20 protein-coding genes are annotated in these 17,806 nt (G+C 69.3%); 13 read left to right on the plus strand and 7 right to left on the minus strand.

The genetic code is table 11. The features are described from left to right. Positions 1–27 precede the first annotated feature (27 nt). Both BWR60_RS11430 and BWR60_RS38655 read left to right on the plus strand, forming a co-directional pair. Positions 28–786 carry an SDR family NAD(P)-dependent oxidoreductase gene (locus BWR60_RS11430; RefSeq protein ID WP_088151140.1) on the plus strand — a complete coding sequence of 253 codons (759 nt, stop codon included), beginning with the start codon at positions 28–30 and terminating at the stop codon, positions 784–786. 65 nt (positions 787–851) lie between these two features. Further along, positions 852–980, plus strand: a complete 129-nt coding sequence (locus tag BWR60_RS38655; RefSeq protein WP_275542378.1) for a hypothetical protein — start codon at positions 852–854, stop codon at positions 978–980. Here BWR60_RS38655 and pssA read toward each other — a convergent pair. The 7 genes from pssA to fabD all read right to left on the minus strand — a co-directional run bounded on the left by pssA (position 962) and on the right by fabD (position 7,004). Further along, positions 962–1,849, minus strand: a complete 888-nt coding sequence (gene pssA, locus BWR60_RS11435) for a CDP-diacylglycerol--serine O-phosphatidyltransferase (protein WP_230983023.1) — start codon at positions 1,847–1,849, stop codon at positions 962–964. The genes BWR60_RS38655 and pssA overlap by 19 nt on opposite strands. Then, positions 1,846–2,517, minus strand: a complete 672-nt coding sequence (locus tag BWR60_RS11440) for a phosphatidylserine decarboxylase (protein WP_230983024.1) — start codon at positions 2,515–2,517, stop codon at positions 1,846–1,848. Before BWR60_RS11440 ends, pssA begins: the two co-directional genes overlap by 4 nt. Before the next feature lie 44 nt (positions 2,518–2,561). Continuing rightward, entirely contained in the window at positions 2,562–3,587 is a 1,026-nt protein-coding gene (mltG, locus tag BWR60_RS11445) for an endolytic transglycosylase MltG (protein WP_088151143.1), read from the minus strand. 4 nt (positions 3,588–3,591) lie between these two features. After that, positions 3,592–4,854, minus strand: a complete 1,263-nt coding sequence (fabF, locus tag BWR60_RS11450; RefSeq protein WP_088151144.1) for a beta-ketoacyl-ACP synthase II — start codon at positions 4,852–4,854, stop codon at positions 3,592–3,594. A gap of 45 nt (positions 4,855–4,899) precedes the next feature. Next, positions 4,900–5,139, minus strand: a complete 240-nt coding sequence (locus BWR60_RS11455; RefSeq protein WP_088151145.1) for an acyl carrier protein — start codon at positions 5,137–5,139, stop codon at positions 4,900–4,902. Between the two features lie 144 nt (positions 5,140–5,283). Next, entirely contained in the window at positions 5,284–6,021 is a 738-nt protein-coding gene (gene fabG / locus BWR60_RS11460) for a 3-oxoacyl-[acyl-carrier-protein] reductase (protein WP_088151146.1), read from the minus strand. A gap of 32 nt (positions 6,022–6,053) precedes the next feature. Further along, complete coding sequence (gene fabD, locus BWR60_RS11465) at positions 6,054–7,004, minus strand: ACP S-malonyltransferase (protein WP_088151147.1); 951 nt, start codon at positions 7,002–7,004, stop codon at positions 6,054–6,056. A gap of 235 nt (positions 7,005–7,239) precedes the next feature. Here fabD and rpsF point away from each other — a divergent pair, with 235 nt between their 5' ends. The 11 genes from rpsF (at position 7,240) to BWR60_RS11520 (ending at position 17,790) form a co-directional block, all read left to right on the plus strand. Then, a complete protein-coding gene (rpsF, locus tag BWR60_RS11470; protein WP_088151148.1) occupies positions 7,240–7,704 on the plus strand; it encodes a 30S ribosomal protein S6 in 465 nt (154 codons plus the stop codon). 5 nt (positions 7,705–7,709) lie between these two features. Further along, the gene (gene rpsR / locus BWR60_RS11475) at positions 7,710–7,940 is read left to right on the plus strand and encodes a 30S ribosomal protein S18 (protein ID WP_306770208.1); all 231 of its coding nucleotides are present in this window, start codon (positions 7,710–7,712) and stop codon (positions 7,938–7,940) included. 13 nt (positions 7,941–7,953) lie between these two features. After that, a complete protein-coding gene (gene rplI / locus BWR60_RS11480; RefSeq protein ID WP_088151149.1) occupies positions 7,954–8,544 on the plus strand; it encodes a 50S ribosomal protein L9 in 591 nt (196 codons plus the stop codon). A gap of 263 nt (positions 8,545–8,807) precedes the next feature. Then, entirely contained in the window at positions 8,808–11,360 is a 2,553-nt protein-coding gene (gene mprF / locus BWR60_RS11485) for a bifunctional lysylphosphatidylglycerol flippase/synthetase MprF (RefSeq protein ID WP_179221721.1), read from the plus strand. Beyond that, positions 11,357–12,796: a virulence factor family protein gene (locus BWR60_RS11490; protein ID WP_218823445.1), complete on the plus strand. Its 1,440-nt coding sequence runs from the start codon at positions 11,357–11,359 to the stop codon at positions 12,794–12,796. Before mprF ends, BWR60_RS11490 begins: the two co-directional genes overlap by 4 nt. Positions 12,797–12,913: 117 nt before the next feature. Beyond that, entirely contained in the window at positions 12,914–14,401 is a 1,488-nt protein-coding gene (locus BWR60_RS11495) for a replicative DNA helicase (RefSeq protein WP_088151151.1), read from the plus strand. After that, positions 14,391–15,506 carry an alanine racemase gene (gene alr / locus BWR60_RS11500; protein WP_088151152.1) on the plus strand — a complete coding sequence of 372 codons (1,116 nt, stop codon included), beginning with the start codon at positions 14,391–14,393 and terminating at the stop codon, positions 15,504–15,506. Before BWR60_RS11495 ends, alr begins: the two co-directional genes overlap by 11 nt. Further along, the gene (locus BWR60_RS11505) at positions 15,503–16,273 is read left to right on the plus strand and encodes an MlaE family ABC transporter permease (protein WP_088151153.1); all 771 of its coding nucleotides are present in this window, start codon (positions 15,503–15,505) and stop codon (positions 16,271–16,273) included. Before alr ends, BWR60_RS11505 begins: the two co-directional genes overlap by 4 nt. A gap of 5 nt (positions 16,274–16,278) precedes the next feature. Next, entirely contained in the window at positions 16,279–17,055 is a 777-nt protein-coding gene (locus BWR60_RS11510) for an ABC transporter ATP-binding protein (RefSeq protein WP_088151154.1), read from the plus strand. 67 nt (positions 17,056–17,122) lie between these two features. Then, positions 17,123–17,371 carry an antitoxin gene (locus BWR60_RS11515; RefSeq protein WP_088151155.1) on the plus strand — a complete coding sequence of 83 codons (249 nt, stop codon included), beginning with the start codon at positions 17,123–17,125 and terminating at the stop codon, positions 17,369–17,371. Then, positions 17,371–17,790, plus strand: a complete 420-nt coding sequence (locus BWR60_RS11520) for a type II toxin-antitoxin system VapC family toxin (protein ID WP_088151156.1) — start codon at positions 17,371–17,373, stop codon at positions 17,788–17,790. The genes BWR60_RS11515 and BWR60_RS11520 overlap by 1 nt, the downstream gene beginning before the upstream one ends. Positions 17,791–17,806 lie beyond the last annotated feature (16 nt).

Below are 17,806 nucleotides of genomic sequence, written 5' to 3' on the forward strand. Positions count from 1 at the left end.
TATCCATTCCGCTCATAGGAGAACGCCATGGCCGGGCCCGCCGCGATCCTGATCACCGGCGCATCGAGCGGCCTCGGCACCGCATTGGCGAAGGCATACGCAGCTCCTGGCGTCCGGCTGGTGCTGTTCGGCCGCGACGCAGCCCGGCTGACGGCAGTGGCCGGGGAGGTCCGCGCCCGCGGCGCCGCGGCGGAGACCGTGGCTGTGGATGTCACCGACCAGGCGACGATGGCGGCGGCGGTGACCGCGGCCGACGAGGCCGGCCCGCTCGATCTCGTCATCGCCAATGCCGGCGTCGGCCCGGGCAGCGCCGAGGGCGACGGCGCGGCGGCGAAGGGCCGCCGCATCCTGGCGGTCAATCTCGACGGCGTGCTCAACACCGTCGATCCGATCCGGCCGCGCATGGCGGCGCGCGGCGCCGGGCAGATCGCGCTGATGAGCTCGCTGGCCGGCTTCCACGGCTTCCCCGGCATGGGGCCGTACACCGCCTCGAAGGCCGCGGTCCGGGTGTATGGCGAGGCGCTGCGGGTCGAGCTGCGGCCGCGCGGCGTGCGGGTCTCGGTGGTCTGCCCCGGCTTCATCCGCACGCCGATGACTGACGGCGCCCCGTTCCCGATGCCGATGATGATGGAGGGCGACGCCGCGGCGGTCCTTATCCGGCATGGGCTGGAGCGCGGGCGGCCGCTGCTCGCCTTCCCCTGGCCGATCCACATCGGCACCCGATTGCTGGCCGCCCTGCCCGCGGCCTGGGGCGATGCCCTGATCCGCCGCGTCATGCGGGTGTGACTGCCGTCACGGTGCGTTCACGCGGGACCGTGCATGGTGCTCCCAAGCACAGTGAGAGCACGACCATGCACCTGATCCATGATGACGAAGATACCGACAGCCCATTCGACCTGATCCGCGAGATCGTGACCATCGTCGGCTGGGTGGCGACGACCTTCGCCCTGCTGCTGGTGGCCTACGCCGCGTTCGGCTGATCCGGCCGGTCCGGAGGCGGCTGCGCCGGAACGGCAGCCGGCGGTCGATCCTCCTCCTCGTCCAGATCGCCCATCATCAGCGCCGCCTGGCGCTTGAGATGGGCGTAGCGCCGGACGCTGAAGAACATGCTGCCGACATAGATCAGGCCGAGCGCGACCAGCGTCGGCCAGGTGGCAGTGACCAGCAGCGTGGCCACCAGCCCGATCCCCACCAGCACCGGCACGATATATTCCTGCGGGATCCGCACCACCTTCATCGAGAAGGTCGGGATCCGGCTGACCAGCAGCAGCGCCACGAACACGGTCCACAGCCCGACCAGCAGCGGCGCCGCCCAGAATCCGGACGAGAACTCGAAGCTGATCATCAGCGGCATCAGGATCAGCATGGCGCCCGCGGGCACCGGCACGCCGGTGAAGTAGTTGTAGGCGAAGGGCGGCAGGGTGGTGTCGTCCAGCGCGGTGTTGAACCGCGCCAGGCGCAGCGCGGCGCAGACGGCATAGGCCATCACCGCCAGCCACCCCAGGCTGCCGGCATCCTGCATCATCCAGAGATAGAGGATCACCGCCGGGCTGACGCCGAAGCTGACGATGTCGGCCAGGCTGTCCAGCTCCGCCCCGAACTTGCTCGACCCGCGCAGCAGCCGGGCGACGCGGCCGTCGAGGCCGTCCAGCACCGCCGCCACCAGGATCGCCGTCACCGCCTGCTCCCACCGCTCATGCACGGCGTAGCGGATACCGGTCAGCCCGGCGCACAGCGCCAGGGTGGTCAGGATGTTCGGCAGCAGCCGGTTGATCGTCAGGCCGCGGATGCGGACGACCGGGCGGCGGCGGAAGGCCCGCCGGCGCTGGCGATGCTCGGGCCTCATCATCGGGCGATGGCCACCGGATTGGCGACGGTGGCGGCGGCCAGGTCGGCCAGCACGGTCTCGCCGCCGATCATGGTCTGGCCGATCGAAACCAGCGGCTCCACCCCGTCCGGCAGGTAGATGTCGGTGCGGCTGCCGAAGCGGATCAGCCCGTAGGTCTCACCCGCCACCACCGGCTGACCGGGGGACAGGTCGCAGATGATGCGCCGGGCCACCAGCCCCGCGATCTGGACGAACACCATGATCCGCCCGTCCGGCAGGCGCAGGGAGACGGCGCAGCGCTCATTCTCCTCGCTGGCCTTCTCCAGATTGGCGTTCAGGTACTTGCCCGGGCGGTACTTCACGTCGATCACCGCGCCATCGGCCGGTACCCGGTTCACATGCACGTTGAAGACGTTGAGGAAGATGCTGACCCGGGTCAGCGGCCGGCTGCCGAGGCCGAGCTCCGCCGGCGGCACGGCCTGCACCACCATCTGCACCACACCGTCGGCCGGCGCCACCACCAGGTCCGGCCGGCCCGGCGTCACCCTTGGCGGATGGCGGAAGAAATAGATGCACCAGGCGGTCGCCAGCACGCCGAACCAGCCCAGCGGCTCCCAGATCATGAACAGAATCACGGTGACCACGGCAAACACGCCGATGAACGGGTAGCCGGCCGGATGAATCGGCACCAGGACCCCGCGGATCGTGTGCAGAAGATGGGGGTCTTTACCGTTCAAGGCGTCTTGTCTCCGGTGTCCGGGGCCGCGTCGCCGGAAGTCGGCGGGGTGGCCTGCCGTCGCTTCTGCCATTCGGCGACGTTGCGATTGTGCTCCTCGAGCGTCCGGGCGAAGACGTGCCCGCCGGACCCGTCGGCTACGAAGTAATAATAGTCCGTAACCGCGGGCTTGAGCACTGCGGCAAGTGCGTCGCGCCCGGGATTGGCGATCGGCCCCGGCGGCAGGCCCGCTACGAGGTAGGTGTTATAGGGCGAATCCAGCTTCCAGTCGGCCCGGGTCAGCGGGCGGCCGAGCGGCTTCCTGCCCTGGGTCAGGGCATAGATCACGGTCGGGTCGGCCTGCAGCGGCATGCCGGCCTGCAGCCGGTTCAGGAACACGCTGGCGACCGTCGGCCGTTCGGCCGGCACGCCGGTCTCCTTCTCCACGATCGAGGCCATGGTGACGGCCTCCTGCGGCGACTTGAACGGCAGGCCGTTGGTCCGCCTGGCCCAGAGCGCGTCCAGCTCCTGCCGCATCGCCTTGCGCATCCGGTCGATCACGGCCGGGCGGGTGTCGCCGCGGATGAACTGGTAGGTCTCCGGCAGCAGCGTGCCTTCGGCCGGGATGTCCCCGACCTCGCCGGTCAGCAGCGGCTCGCCCTGGACCAGGGCCGCGATCTCGGCCGAGGTCAGGCCTTCGGCGACGGTGATCTTGTGCGAGACATTGCTGCCGCGGGCCAGCAGGTCGGCCGCGTCGGCCGGCGAGATCCCGGCCGCGAAGGCGTATTCCCCGGCCTTCAGGCTGCGGTCGCCGCCGTCCAGCGCTGCTCCCGCCAGGAACACCCAGCGATTCTCGATCACCCCCGCCGTCTCGAGCTGCGCCGCGATCGCGGTCAGGCCGCTGCCGCGCTCGATGACGAGCGTCGCCGGGGCCGTCAGCGGCCCCGGCGCGCGGTAGGAATGGAGGAACCAGGCGACGCCGCCGCCGATGACGGCCGCCAGGACCACCAGGAAGGCAAGCGCGCGGGCAAGGGCCCGAAGCATGCCCTCAGGGATACTCGCGGAAAATCAGCGACGCGTTGGTCCCGCCGAAGCCGAAGCTGTTCGACAGCGCGGCGCGCACCGGCCGCTCCTTGGCCTGCTTCGGCACCAGGTCGACGCCGAGGCAGCTGTCCGACGGGTCGTCGAGGTTCAGCGTCGGCGGCACCACATCATGGTTGACCGCCAGCACCGAGTAGATCGCCTCGACCGCGCCGGCCGCGCCGAGCAGATGCCCGATCGCCGACTTGGTCGAGGACATCGACACGGTCTCGATGGCGTTGCCGAACAAGCGCTTGACCGCGCCGAGCTCGATCTCGTCGCCGAGCGGCGTCGAGGTGCCGTGGGCGTTGACGTAGTCGATGTCCGACGGCGTCAGCCCGGCCCGCTTCAGCGCGGCCGACATCGCCCGGAAGCCGCCATTGCCGTCTTCGGGCGGGGCGGTGATGTGATGGGCGTCGCCCGACAGGCCGTAGCCCACCACCTCGGCATAGATCGTCGCGCCGCGCGCCTTGGCGTGCTCCAGCTCCTCGAGCACGACCACGCCGGCGCCCTCGCCCATGACAAAGCCGTCGCGGCCCTTGTCATAGGGGCGCGAGGCCTGGTCGGGGGTCTCGTTGTAGCCGGTGGACAGCGCCCGGGCCGCGGCGAAGCCGGCGAGCCCGAGCCGGCACACCGCCGCCTCCGCCCCGCCCGCCACCATGACATCGGCATCGTCCCACATGATCAGCCGCGTCGCGTCGCCGATCGCGTGCGCGCCGGTCGAGCAGGCCGTGACCACGGCATGGTTCGGACCGCGGAAGCCGTGCTGGATCGAGACCTGGCCGGACGCCAGGTTGATCAGCGCCGCCGGGATGAAGAAGGGAGAGATCCGGCGGGGTCCCTTCTCCTCCAGGGTCAGCGAGCCTTCGGCGATCCATTGCAGGCCGCCGATGCCCGAGCCGATCATGACACCGGTGCGGTCGCGCGCCTCGTCGTTCGGCGGCACCCATCCCGAATTCGCGATCGCCTCGTTGGCCGCGGCGATCGCGTAGTGGATGAAGACGTCGTTCTTGCGCTGGTCCTTGGGCGGGACCGCGCTGTCGGCATCGAAATCACCCGGGCCGGTGCCGCGCGGCACCATGCCCGCGATCCGCGCCGGCAGATCCGAGACGTCGAAGGTCGAGATCGCCCCGATGCCGGACTTGCCGGCGATCAGTCGATCCCAATTGGTCTTCACACCGGCACCGAGAGGCGTGACCATCCCCATGCCGGTGATTACGACACGTCGCATCATTTCATCCGGTTCTGCGGCGGAACGTGTGACAAGGGCCTGCGATCAGCCGGCCGAATGCTGCTCGATGAACTGGATCGCGTCCTTCACCGTCAGGATCTTCTCGGCCGCGTCGTCCGGAATCTCGACGCCGAACTCCTCCTCGAACGCCATGACCAGCTCGACGGTGTCGAGGCTGTCGGCGCCCAGATCGTCGATGAAGCTGGCCGACTCAGTGACCTTGCCTTCTTCGACGCCGAGATGCTCGACGACGATCTTCTTAACGCGCTCGGCGATGTCGCTCATTCGTTCTACCTTTCAAGAGAGCGGAACGGGGCTGTATTCCGCAGTGCTGAACCCCCGCACGAGTGACCGCCCCGTAACCCGCGGTCACATAACACACCTGATCGAACATGGCCAAGCATCTGGCCATGTCCAGCCCAGGCGACCTCAAACCATGGCCATCCCGCCATTCACATGGATGGTCTGGCCGGTGACATAGGCCGCCTCGTTGCTGGCCAGGTACAGGACCGCCGCGGCAATCTCCGCCGGGTCGCCCATCCGCGCCATCGGGATGGTGGCGGAGATCCGCGCCTTCTGCTCGTCGTTCAGCGCATCGGTCATGGCACTGGTGACGAAGCCCGGGGCGACGCAATTGACGGTGATGCCGCGGCTCGCGACCTCCTGCGCCAGCGCCTTGGTCATGCCGGTCAGGCCCGCCTTGGACGCGGCGTAGTTCGCCTGGCCGGGATTGCCGGTGTGGCCGACGATCGAGGTGATCGACACGATCCGCCCCCAGCGCTTCTTCATCATGCCGCGCAGCGCCGCGCGCGCCAGGCGGAAGCCGGACACCAGGTTGACGTCGAGGACGGTCTCGAAATCCTCGTCCTTCATCCGCATCGCCAGGCCGTCGCGGGTCAGGCCGGCATTGTTGACCAGGATGTCGAGGCCGCCGGTCGCCGCCTCTGCCGCCTTGGCCACCGATTCGGCGCCTTCGGCGCTCGACAGGTCGCCCGGAGTCACATGGGCGCGCTCACCCAGCTCGCGGGCCAGCGCCTCCAGCTTCTCGACCTTGGTGCCGGACAGGGCGACGACGGCGCCCTGGGCGTGCAGCAGGGTCGCGATGGCGCGGCCGATGTCGCCCGAGGCGCCGGTGACGAGCGCCGACTTGCCGTTCAGATCGAACATGCTCTCTTCCCTTGTGCGTCAGGCCTTGCGGTTCAGGCGCCGGTCGATGCGATCCAGGCGTCGATCTCCTCGGGCGTCTGCAGCGACACCGCGGCGAGGTCGCGATCGATGCGCTTGGCGAGGCCGGCCAGCACCTTGCCGGCCCCGAGCTCGACCAGTTCCTGCACGCCCGTGGATTTCATGTAAAGCACGCACTCGCGCCAGCGCACGGTGCCCGTGACCTGCTCGACCAGCAGGCGGCGGATCTCGTCCGGTGCGGTGACCGGCGCTGCGGTGACATTGGCCACCACGGGCACGGCCGGCGCCTTGATCTCGACCTCCGCCAGCGCCGCGCGCATCGCCTCGGCGGCCGGCGCCATCAGCGGACAATGGAAGGGCGCGCTGACCGGCAGCAGGATGCTGCGCTTGGCGCCGAGTTCGGCCGCCAGCGCCATCGCCCGCTCCACCGCTTCCTTGTGGCCGCTGACCACGACCTGGCCGGGCGCGTTGTCGTTGGCCGCGGAGCAGATCGAGTCCGGGGTCGAGGCGCGGGCGGCGACGTCGCGCGCCTGGTCGAGGTCGAGGCCCAGCAGCGCCGCCATGGCGCCGACGCCGACCGGCACCGCCTTCTGCATCGATCGGCCGCGCAGACGCAGCAGCCGGGCCGCATCGGCGACGCTGACCGCGCCGGCCGCCGCCAGGGCCGAATACTCGCCAAGGCTGTGGCCAGCGACGAAGCCGGCGAAATCGGCCAGTGACTTGCCCGACCGCTCCGCCACCGTCCGCGCCGCGGCGACCGCAGCCGCCATCAGCGCCGGCTGGGCATTCTCGGTCAGCGTCAAGGTCTCGATATCGCCGCCGAACATCAGCTCGGACAGTTTCTGGCCCAGTGCCGCGTCGACCTCGGCGAACACCTCACGGGCGGCGGCGGAGCCGTCGGCCAGCGCCTTGCCCATGCCGACAGCCTGGCTGCCCTGTCCCGGAAACACGAAAGCGCGCGCCATGGCGGCGTTCCCCCGCATCACAATGAGGGCGCTGGTCTTAGAGCCTCGCCACTGCAAGTCAAGCCTGATCAGCGATACAGGGCTCGATCGAGCTTGATCTTCGGTCGCGCATGAGTATAGTGCGCGCCTTCGTCGATGCTCCTTGCCGGCCGCACGGCATAGCGGTCGGCTTTGGTATGGGCGGCTGGCGGTCCGCCGCACAGCGCCATGCCGGGAACAGCCATAAGGAGTTACCATGCCACTTTATGAGAGCGTGTACATCGCGCGGCAGGACGTGTCCGCCGCGCAGGTGGAGGCCCTGACCGAGGGCTTCACCGCCATCCTCACCGAGAATGGCGGCAAGGTCACCAAGACCGAGTATTGGGGCCTGAAGAGCTTCGCCTACCGGATCAAGAAGAACCGCAAGGGCCACTACGTCCTGATGAACATCGACGCCCCCGCGGCCGCCGTGGCCGAGATGGAGCGCCTGATGGGCATCAACGAGGACGTGCTGCGCACCCTGACCCTGCGCATGGACGTCCTCGAGGAAGGCCCGTCCGCGATGATGCAGAGCCGGGCCGGCCGGGACCGTGACGGTCGCGACCGTGATGGCCGCGGTGACCGTGACGGCCCCCGTGGCGATCGTGACCGTGGCGAGCGCCGGGATCGTGGCTTCGGCGCCCCGCGCGACCAGGCCGAAGGTGAAGGAGCCCAGGCATGAGCGCGATGGGTGCACGCCGTCCGTTCTTCCGCCGCCGGAAGACCTGCCCGTTCTCCGGCGCCAACGCGCCGAAGATCGACTACAAGGACACCAAGCTGCTGGGCCGGTTCATCTCCGAGCGCGGCAAGATCGTCCCGAGCCGCATCACCGCGGTCTCGGCCAAGAAGCAGCGTGAGCTGGCCCGCGCCATCAAGCGCGCGCGCTTCCTCGGCCTCCTGCCCTACATCGTGAAGTAAGGGAGAGGGTCCGATGGAAATCATCCTGCTGGAGCGGGTCGAGAAGCTCGGCCAGATCGGCGACGTGGTGAAGGTGAAGCCTGGCTTCGCCCGCAACTACCTCCTGCCGCAGAAGAAGGCGCTGCGCGCGACCAAGGCCAACCTGGCCGTGTTCGAGAAGCAGCGGGCGCAGATCGAGGCCAACAACCTCCAGGCCAAGGGCGAGGCCGAGCAGGTCGCGGGCCGGATGGACGATGTGAACATCGTCGTCATCCGCCAGGCCGGCGACAGCGGCCAGCTCTACGGTTCGGTGTCGGCCCGTGACATCGCCGAGGGCCTGACCGAGGCCGGCTACACCGTCTCGCGCGGCCAGGTCGCGATCGAGCAGCCGATCAAGACCCTGGGCCTGGAGAAGGTCCGGATCCGGCTGCACCCCGAGGTCAGCGTCGTCGTCACCGTGAACGTCGCCCGCTCGGCCGAAGAGGCCGAGATGCAGCGCCAGCGCGGCGGCATGGTCGTCGCCTCGGTCCTCGAGGAAGAGGAAGCGGCGGCCGAGGCGGCTGCTGCGGCCGCCCTTGCCGAGGCCGAGGTCGAGTCCGAGAGCACGGAAGGCGAGCCGGCGTAACCAGCCGATATCGTCCTGTATCGAGGAGGCGCGGATCTTCGGATCCGCGCCTTTTTCTTAGGGGTGACCGCTTTCGAGGCGCAGCAGGCGCAACCTGAACTGGACGTTGCAAACTCTTAACGTGATCCGGGGACCGGGCAGGATTAGCGTCCGGCCAATCCGGTCCAATCGAGTTCCCGTCCATGTCCACGGCACAGCCGCAGGCGGTTTCCCTTCCGACTGTCGACGCGGCCGGCGTCGCCGGCACCGTGACCCTTCGGCCCATGCATCAGCGCCTGAAGCCGGCCCTGCTGACGATCATCACCCTGCTGCTGTTCGCTGGCGCCGCCTATGCGATCCGGCAGGAGCTGGCGGCGATGAGCTGGCACGACCTGATCGCGCGCATCCGCGCCCTGCCTTGGACCTCGGTCGGGCTGGCGCTGCTGGGCACGATCGGCAGCTTCATCGCGCTGATGGGCTATGACTGGTCGGCGCTGCGCTATGTCGGCGCCCGGGTGCCGCTGCGGACCATGGCCCTGGCCAGCTTCTGCGGCTATGCCGTCGGCAACACCATCGGCGGCCTGGTCACCGCCAGCTCGGTGCGCTATCGCGTCTACACTGCGACCGGGCTGGAATTCGGCGACATCGCCAGGGTTGCCGGCTTCTGCGCCCTCGCCTTCGGTTTCGGCATCGTCACCGTCGGCGCCGCGGCCGTGCTGCTGCAGCCGCATCTGCTGACCCGCGCGCTCGGCGTCCACAGCGTCTGGACCAACTCCGGCGCCGCCGCGATCCTGGCCGTCGCAGCCTTGTTCCTGCTGCTCTGCGCCCGCCGCCGTCCCGATCAGCCCTTCCTGGGCCGCATCCCGCTGCCCAGCTTCGGCATCGCCGCCGGCCAGCTGGTGATCTCGACGGTCGAGCTGCTGTTCGCCGGCCTCGCCTTCTGGGTGCTGCTGCCGCATGGCAGCGTGGCGTTCAGCGCCTTCTTCGTCGTCTTCGTTGTCGCCACCGTGGCCGGCATCATCAGCCATGTGCCGGGCGGCGTCGGCGTGTTCGAGTCGGTGATGCTGCTCGGCCTCGGCCCGGTGCTGCCGCCGCAGGCCATTGCCGCGGCGCTGGTCGTCTACCGCGCGGTCTACTTCCTGATCCCGGTGATCCTGGCGGTCGGCATCCTCGCCAGCGCCGAGACGGCGCGCGGCCTGCGCCGCCTGCAGAACCACGCCCCCACCCGCCTGACCCTCGACGTCGCCGGCCGGCTGATGCCGTCGGTGATGGCGGCGCTGATCTTCGTCGTCGGCACGCTGCTGCTGGTGTCGGCCGCGACCCCGACGCTGAAGAGCCGCTTCGAGATCCTGGAGAACCTGCCGGTCGCGGTGGTCGAGCTGTCGCACATCCTCGCGGCGGTGACCGGGCTGGCGCTGCTGGTCGTCGCCTGGGGCCTGTTCCGCCGCCTGATCGCCGCCTACTGGCTGACCCTGCTGCTGCTGGCCGCCAGCGCCGTGCTGGCGCTGGGCAAGGGCTTCGCCTGGCGCGAGGCGCTGCTGCTGCTGCTCTGTCTCGTCATCATGCTGCCGTGCCGGGAGGAATTCTGGCGTCGCTCGGCCCTGTTCGACCAGCCGATGACGCCGGGCTGGCTGATCGCGCTCGGCAGCGTCGTCGGCGGCATGGCCTGGCTGACCTTCTTCTCCTTCCGCCACGTCGCCTACGCCAACGATCTGTGGTGGACCTTCGAGATCCATGACGAGGCGTCGCGCGCCCTGCGCGCCATGGTGGCGGTCAGCCTGCTGGCCACGCTGTACGGCCTGTGGCACCTGGTGCGGGCGCAGCGCGGCCGGATGGCCGCGCCGACCGCCGCCGAGATCCACCAGGCCGAGCAGATCCTGCGGCAGCAGCCCCGCGCCGAGGCCAACCTGGTGCGCATGGGCGACAAGGCCCTGCTGTTCTCGGACAGCGGCCGGGCCTTCCTGATGTACGCCATCCAGGGCCGGACCTGGGCCGCGCTGGGCGACCCCATTGGCGCGCGCGAGGACTGGCCGGAGCTGATCTGGCGCTTCCGCGAGATGACCGAGGCCACCAGCGGCCGCCCGGCCCATTACGGCGTCCGGGCCGAGACCCTGCCGTTGTATCTCGACACCGGCATGACCTTGTCGAAGCTCGGCGAGGAGGCGCGGGTGCCGCTGCGCAGCTTCACGCTGGAGGGCGGCAGCCGCAAGAAGGCGCTGCGCTACGCCCTGTCGCGCGGCGAGAAGGACGGGCTGACCTTCGAGATCGTGCCCGCGGGCACCGGCTCGGCCCTGATCAGCGAGCTCGCCGCCGTTTCCGACGACTGGCTGCACAAGCAGGCGGCCAAGGAGAAGCGGTTCTCGCTCGGCGCCTTCATCCCCGGCTACGTCCACGGCTCGCCCACGGCCCTGGTGCGCGAGAACGGCCGGCTGGTGGCCTTCGCCACCCTGATGGTGACGGAGGCCAAGAGCGAGGTCGCCATCGACCTGATGCGGCACACCGAGGCGAATTCGAAGCTGGTTATGGAGTATCTGATCACCAAGCTGATCGTGCACTTCAAGGAGCAGGGCTACGAGGCGCTGAGCCTCGGCATGGCGCCCCTGTCTGGGCTGGAAAGCCACCCGCTGGCGCCGCTCTGGCACCGCATCGGCCGCTTCGTGTACCGCAGCGGCGCCCGCTTCTACAATTTCGAGGGGCTACGCGCCTTCAAGCAGAAATACGACCCGGTGTGGGAGCCGCGCTATCTGGCGACCCCCAGCGGCCTGGCCCCGGCCCTGGCCATCTCCGACATCGCGGCGCTGATCGGCGGCGGGATCAAGGGGCTGGTGGCGCGATGAAGCGGACCTCCTGGCTGGTCGCCGCCGGCCTGGCGGTGACGGCTTGCGTCGCCGTCGCCGCGGCGGCCTGGCTGATCCCGGACCAGCGCGCCTCGGCCGCGGCGCCGCGCAGCTACGATGGCGGCCCTCTCGGCTCGGTCAGGCTGTGGCAGCCGGAAGGGCAGCCGAATTCCATGGTCTTCCTGCTGTCGGACGACACCGGTTGGACGCCGGAATTCGACACGGCGGCCCGGACGCTGCAGGGCAACGGCGCCTTCGTCGTCGGCGTCGACCTGAAGGGCTATCTCGACGGGCTGGATCGCAGCGACGACCAGGACTGCCACTCCCCGGCCGGCGATTTCGAGGATCTGAGCCAGCGGCTCGAGCGCGAATACAAGTTCGCCACCTACCATGCCCCGATCGTGGTCGGCCGGGGCCAGGGCGCGACCGTGGCCTATGGCGCGGTGGCGCAGGCGGCGGCCAAGACCACGATCGCGGGCGGCGCCAGCATCGGTCCATTGCCAGCATTGAAGACCAAGCTGCCGCTGTGCACCGGCCCGGGCGACGCGCCGGCGGCGACTCCGGCGCCGGGCGGCGGCTTCACCTACGGCCCGCAGCCGCACATTCCCGGCTGGTGGCGCCTCGGCCTGCAGCAGCCTGACGCTGCCGCCAGTGCCTTTGCCGGGACTTCCGGCGGTGAGGTGATGACGCTGCCGCCGGACGCCCCGCTGGCCGACCAGGTCGTGGCGATGCTGCACCAGGACGCGCCGGCGGATGCCGATGCCTCCGCCGTCAGCAGCCTGCCGCTGGAGGAGCTCAAGGCCGACGGCCCCTCGCCCACTCTGGCGATCATCTATTCCGGCGATGGCGGCTGGCAGGATCTCGACAAGACCATCGGCGAAGCCCTTCAGAGCAAAGGGGTTTCCGTCGTCGGCGTCGACAGCCTGCGCTATTTCTGGAGCCAGCAGACGCCGGAGCAGACGGCCAAGGACCTGGCCCACATCATCGACCATTACGGCAAGGCCTGGGGCGCCCAGCGGGTGATCCTGATCGGCTATTCCTTCGGCGCCAATGTCCTGCCTTTCGCCTACAACCGGCTGCCGGCAGCGGAGAAAGCGAAGATCGATCAGATCAGCCTGCTGGGGCTCGCCGAGCGGACCGACTTCGAGATTCGCGTGACCGGCTGGCTCGGCGTCAGCGCCGATGACGACGCGCCGCCGGTGGCGCCGGAGCTGAAATCGATCGACCCGGCCCGCATCCAGTGCTTCTACGGCGAGGAGGAGGACGACACCGTCTGCCCGACCCCCGCCATGGCCGGCGCCGAGGTGATCAAGACCACCGGCGGGCACCATTTCGACGGCGACTATGACAGCCTCGCCCGCACCATCATGGATGGCGCCGCCAAACGGCAGCAGGCGGCCTCTGCGGCAACGACAACCAAACCAGCAAACCCCTGATCCAACAGCCGGATTCCGGTTGTCCACAGATCCGTCCACATTCGGTCCCGCTATCCACAGGGTCGCGGGGCCGTCGATTTCTGGCGGTGCCCCCGCCGGCTGCGCTAGGGTGGGGCGATGGAGAAGTCGCGTCCCGAATCCCCCCTCACCCTCGTTCACAACGCCGACCCGATGGCGAGCCCGACCTACCGCCGGATGCCGGCGAACGAGGAAGCCGAACAGGCGCTGCTCGGCGCCATCCTGGCCAACAACACCGCGCTGGAGAAGGCGTCGGACTTCCTGCGTCCGGAGCATTTCTACGTGCCCGCCCACGGCCGGATCTACGGCGCGGCGATGCGACTCGCGGAGCAGAACCGGGTCGCCGACCCGATCAGCCTGAAGCAGTATTTCGAGACCGACAACGAGCTGGAAGGCGTCGGCGGCGCCCAGTACCTGACCGACCTGGCGGCCAGCGTCGTGTCGGTGATGAACGCCGAGGATTACGCCCAGACGATCTATGACCTCTCGCTGCGGCGCCAGCTGATCCTGGCCGGCGAGGAGATCGTCAACGACGCCTACAAGCTCGACAACGAGATGGACGGCCCCGCCCAGATCCAGGAGGGCGAGGAGAAGCTGTACCGCCTGTCCAGCTCGGGCGTGCTGCGCAAGGATTTCGAGCCCTTCGGCGATGTCCTGGCGCGCGCGGTCGAGGCCGCCGGCAAGGCGCTGGAGCGTGACACGCCGCTGACCGGCGTCACCACCGGCTTGGCCGAGATCGACAAGATGATGGGCGGCCTGCAGCCCTCGGACCTGATTGTCCTGGCCGGCCGGCCGGGCATGGGCAAGACGGCGCTGGCCACCAACATGGCCTTCAACGCCGCCACCGCCTATCTGCGCAAGCACGGCAAGGAAGGCGCCGTGGTCGGCTTCTTCTCGATGGAAATGTCGGCCGACCAGCTCGCCGTCCGTATCCTGTCCGAGGTCGCGGAGATCGCGTCGGAGCGGATCCGCAAGGGCGACATGAAGCGGTCGGACTTCCCGCGGGTGGTCGAGGCGGCGAACCTGATCCGGCAGACGCCGTTCTTCATCGACGACACCGCCGGCGTTTCGATCAGCACCTTAAGAACCCGCGCCATGCGCCTGAAGCGCCAGCATAATCTCGGCATGCTGGTGGTCGACTACATCCAGCTGATGAGCGCCGGCGGGTCGAAGAAGACCGACAACCGGGTGCAGGAGATCTCGGAGATCACCCGCGGCCTGAAGATCCTGGCCAAGGACCTCAGCATCCCGGTCATCGCCCTGTCCCAGCTGTCGCGCCAGGTCGAGAACCGCGAGGACAAGCGGCCGCAGCTGGCCGACCTGCGCGAATCCGGCTCGATCGAGCAGGACGCCGACGTCGTCATGTTCGTGTATCGCGAGGCCTATTACCTGTCGAAGGGCGAGCCGCCCGAGGGCACGCCGGAGCACCAGGACTGGATGGCGGCGATGGACCGGGTGCACAACGTTGCCGAGGTCATCGTCGCCAAGCAGCGCCATGGCCCGACCGGCACGCGGCGGCTGCATTTCGAGGGCCAGTACACCAAGTTCTCCAACCTGCAGACCGACCCCAGCTTCGATGACCAGTGAGGTTGCGCTCGGCCGGGCCGGCGCCCTGCTGACCATCGACCTCGACGCCATTGTTGAGAACTGGCGCCGCCTCCAGGCACGGGGCGCACCGGCGGAATGCGGCGCCGTGCTCAAGGCCGACGCCTACGGCCTGGGTGCCGCGCCGGTCGGCCGGGCGCTGTCCGCGGCCGGTGCCCGCAGCTTCTTCGTCGCGCATCTGGAAGAGGGCATCGCCCTGCGGGCTGTCCTCGACGAACCTCGCATCGTCGTCCTCAACGGCCTGCTGCCGGGACTGGCCGCCGACTACACGGCGCACGACCTGATCCCGGCGCTGAACGATCCCGGAGAGATCGCCGCCTGGGCCGGCCATGCCCGGGCGCTGGGCACCGCCCTGCCCGGCTTCGTTCATCTCGACACCGGCATGAACCGGCTGGGCCTCTCACCGGATGACCAGGACCGGCTGGCGGCGGATCCAAGCGTGCTCGACGGCATCGGGCCGATCACCTGGATGACCCACCTCGCCTGCGCCGAGGACACCGGGAACCCGATGAGCCGGGCCCAGCTCGACCGCTTCCATCGCGCCGTGGCCAGGCTGCCGCCGGCCCCGGTCAGCATCGCCAATTCCTCCGGCATCTTCCTGGGCCAGGACTTCCATGGCGACCTGACCCGCCCGGGCGCCGCGCTCTACGGCATCAACCCGACGCCGGACCGGCCGAATCCGATGGCCGGCGTGGTGCGGGTCGAGGCCCGAATCCTGCAGACCCGCCGCGTTGACACCCCCATGACCGTTGGATACGGTGCCGCGCACCGCGTAAAGGGTCCGGCCCGGCTCGCGACGATCGCCGTCGGCTATGCCGACGGGGTTCCGCGGGCCGCCAGTGGTCGCGGCGCCGTGCGCATCGCAGGCTTCACCGCGCCGATCACCGGCCGCATCTCGATGGATCTGATCACGGTGGACGTGACCCACATTCCCGAAACGCTGGCCGCGCCCGGCGCCCTGGCCGAGGTCCTCGGCCCGGAGCTGACGCCCGACCGGCTGGGCGAGAGCGCCGGCACCATTGGCTACGAGATCCTCACCAGCCTCGGGCTGCGCTATGCCCGGCGCTATGTCGGCGGGGTGGAATGAACTTCCTCGCCACGATCGGGCGCACCTTCCTCGGCTTCCTCGCCGCGGTCGGCCGCCTCGCCTTGTTCACCCTGACCGCGCTGGCGCAGTGCCTGAAGCCGCCCTTCTATCCGCGGCTGTTCCTGCGCCAGGTGATCGATATCGGCTACTACTCGCTGCCGGTGGTCGGGCTGACGGCGCTGTTCACCGGCATGGTGCTGGCGCTGCAGACCCAGGCCGGCTTCAGCCGCTTCGGCGCCGGCGGCTTCGGCGCCAGCGTCGTGCTGCTGTCGGTGGTGCGCGAGCTGGGGCCGGTGCTGGCCGGGCTGATGGTCGCCGGCCGCATCGGCGCCTCGATGGCCGCCGAGATCGGCACCATGCGCGTGACCGAGCAGATCGACGCGCTCAGCACCCTGTCGACCAACCCGTACAAGTACCTGGTGGCGCCGCGGCTGATCGCCGGCCTGCTGATGCTGCCCTGCCTGGTGATCGTGGCCAACATCATCGGCGTGTTCGGCGGCTTCCTGATCAGCGTCTACCGGCTGGGCGACAACCCCTCGGCCTATATGACGGCGACCTGGCAGGCGCTGGAGGTCGAGGATGTCGTGCTGAGCCTGATGAAGGCGGCGGCCTTCGGCTTCGTCGTCGCGCTGATGGGCTGCTACCACGGCTACAATTCGCGCGGGGGGGCCCAGGGCGTCGGCGCGGCGACCACCAATGCGGTGGTCTCCTCCTCGATCCTGATCCTGCTGTTCGACTTCATGATCACCGGCCTGTACGTGGGGTGACGGCGATGGCGACCACCCCCAAGATCAGATTGGAAGGCGTCACCAAGGCGTTCGGCCCGAAGCAGGTGCTGCGCGGCATCGACCTGGAGATCGCTTCCGGCGAATCCCTGGTGGTGATCGGCGGCTCCGGCACCGGCAAGTCGGTGCTGCTGAAGTCGATCCTCGGCCTGATCCGCGCGGATCGTGGCCGCATCCTGATCGACGGCGCCGAGACCCAGGACCTGTCGGGCGGCGACCGGGTCGCCCTGATGCGGCGCTTCGGCATGCTGTTCCAGGGCGCCGCCCTGTTCGACAGCCTGAGCGTCTGGGAGAACGTGGCCTTCGGGCTGATCCAGGGCCGCGGCGAATCCCGCAGGCGGGCCAAGGAGATCGCGGTCGACAAGCTGGCCCAGGTCGGCCTCGGCCCCGATGTCGCCGCCCTCTACCCGGCCGAGCTGTCGGGCGGCATGCAGAAGCGCGTCGGCCTGGCCCGCGCCATCGCGGCCGAGCCGGAGATCATTTTCTTCGACGAGCCGACCACGGGCCTGGACCCGATCATGGCCGACGTGATCAACGACCTGATCGTGAAATGCCGCCGCGAGCTGGGCGCCACCACCCTGTCGATCACCCACGACATGGCCAGCGCCCGCAAGATCGCCGACCGCATCGCCATGATCTGGGAGGGCCGGATCATCTGGGCCGGTCCGGCGGCGCAGGTCAACGAGTCCGGCAACCCCTATGTCGACCAGTTCGTGCATGGCCGCGCCGACGGGCCGATCCAGATGCAGGTCCGGGTGTCCTGACCCAGCCTTGCGGCTCTCCAGCCCGAATGATATCTACTGTTGATAGATACCAATTTGGAGGCGGATCGTGTCGAAATCCGGAACCGCCCGATTGTTCCAACATGGACGCAGCCAGGCCGTGCGCTTGCCCAAGGAGTTCCGCCTTCCCGGTGAGGCCGTCCGTGTGACCCGCGTCGGCAACGGCGTCCTTCTGGAGCCGATCGAGACGGATATCACCGCCTGGTTCGCCAGCCTGGACCACTTCGTCGAAGAGCCTTTCATGCCGGAAGGCCGGGAACAGCCCGACATGCCGATCAAGAAGATCGACCTCGAGTGATGCTCTGCCTCGACACCAATGTCGTGATCGGCATCCTCAACGGGCGGCCGGAACCGGTACGGCGAAACCTGGCCGCGGCGCTTGCGGCGGGTGAACAGGTCACCGTCTCCTCCATCGTCCTGTTCGAGCTCTGGTACGGCGCGGCAAAAAGCGGTCGTCCCGCGGAAAATGCCGAGCGGATCAGGACATTCCTGTCTGGGCAGATCGAGGTTCTGCCCTTCGAGCAGGAGGATGCGAGGGAAGCGGGGCAGCTGCGCGCTGCCCTGGAGAAAGCGGGGACTCCCATCGGACCGTTCGACGTCCTGATCGCCGGCCAAGCATTGCGGTGGCAGGCGCCGATCGTCACCGCCAATGCCGGCGAGTTCGACCGGATACCGGGGCTCACGCGGCTCGACTGGTCTCGGGAGCGGAACGGATGAGAATGCAGCGCCTTCC

It is taken from the genome of Inquilinus limosus, from assembly GCF_002195995.1.
GTDB classification, from domain to species: Bacteria; Pseudomonadota; Alphaproteobacteria; order DSM-16000; family Inquilinaceae; genus Inquilinus; species Inquilinus limosus_C.

Excerpts from the sequence above, each read along its gene's own strand:
- BWR60_RS11430 (WP_088151140.1), top strand. The coding sequence starts at position 28 with ATGGCCGGGCCCGCCGCGATCCTGATCACCGGCGCATCGAGCGGCCTC.
- BWR60_RS38655 (WP_275542378.1), top strand. The coding sequence starts at position 852 with ATGCACCTGATCCATGATGACGAAGATACCGACAGCCCATTCGACCTG.
- pssA (WP_230983023.1), bottom strand. The coding sequence starts at position 1,849 with ATGATGAGGCCCGAGCATCGCCAGCGCCGGCGGGCCTTCCGCCGCCGC.
- mltG (WP_088151143.1), bottom strand. The coding sequence starts at position 3,587 with ATGCTTCGGGCCCTTGCCCGCGCGCTTGCCTTCCTGGTGGTCCTGGCG.
- fabF (WP_088151144.1), bottom strand. The coding sequence starts at position 4,854 with ATGCGACGTGTCGTAATCACCGGCATGGGGATGGTCACGCCTCTCGGT.
- BWR60_RS11455 (WP_088151145.1), bottom strand. The coding sequence starts at position 5,139 with ATGAGCGACATCGCCGAGCGCGTTAAGAAGATCGTCGTCGAGCATCTC.
- fabG (WP_088151146.1), bottom strand. The coding sequence starts at position 6,021 with ATGTTCGATCTGAACGGCAAGTCGGCGCTCGTCACCGGCGCCTCGGGC.
- fabD (WP_088151147.1), bottom strand. The coding sequence starts at position 7,004 with ATGGCGCGCGCTTTCGTGTTTCCGGGACAGGGCAGCCAGGCTGTCGGC.
- rpsF (WP_088151148.1), top strand. The coding sequence starts at position 7,240 with ATGCCACTTTATGAGAGCGTGTACATCGCGCGGCAGGACGTGTCCGCC.
- rpsR (WP_306770208.1), top strand. The coding sequence starts at position 7,710 with ATGGGTGCACGCCGTCCGTTCTTCCGCCGCCGGAAGACCTGCCCGTTC.
- rplI (WP_088151149.1), top strand. The coding sequence starts at position 7,954 with ATGGAAATCATCCTGCTGGAGCGGGTCGAGAAGCTCGGCCAGATCGGC.
- mprF (WP_179221721.1), top strand. The coding sequence starts at position 8,808 with ATGCATCAGCGCCTGAAGCCGGCCCTGCTGACGATCATCACCCTGCTG.
- BWR60_RS11490 (WP_218823445.1), top strand. The coding sequence starts at position 11,357 with ATGAAGCGGACCTCCTGGCTGGTCGCCGCCGGCCTGGCGGTGACGGCT.
- BWR60_RS11495 (WP_088151151.1), top strand. The coding sequence starts at position 12,914 with ATGGAGAAGTCGCGTCCCGAATCCCCCCTCACCCTCGTTCACAACGCC.
- alr (WP_088151152.1), top strand. The coding sequence starts at position 14,391 with ATGACCAGTGAGGTTGCGCTCGGCCGGGCCGGCGCCCTGCTGACCATC.
- BWR60_RS11505 (WP_088151153.1), top strand. The coding sequence starts at position 15,503 with ATGAACTTCCTCGCCACGATCGGGCGCACCTTCCTCGGCTTCCTCGCC.
- BWR60_RS11510 (WP_088151154.1), top strand. The coding sequence starts at position 16,279 with ATGGCGACCACCCCCAAGATCAGATTGGAAGGCGTCACCAAGGCGTTC.
- BWR60_RS11520 (WP_088151156.1), top strand. The coding sequence starts at position 17,371 with ATGCTCTGCCTCGACACCAATGTCGTGATCGGCATCCTCAACGGGCGG.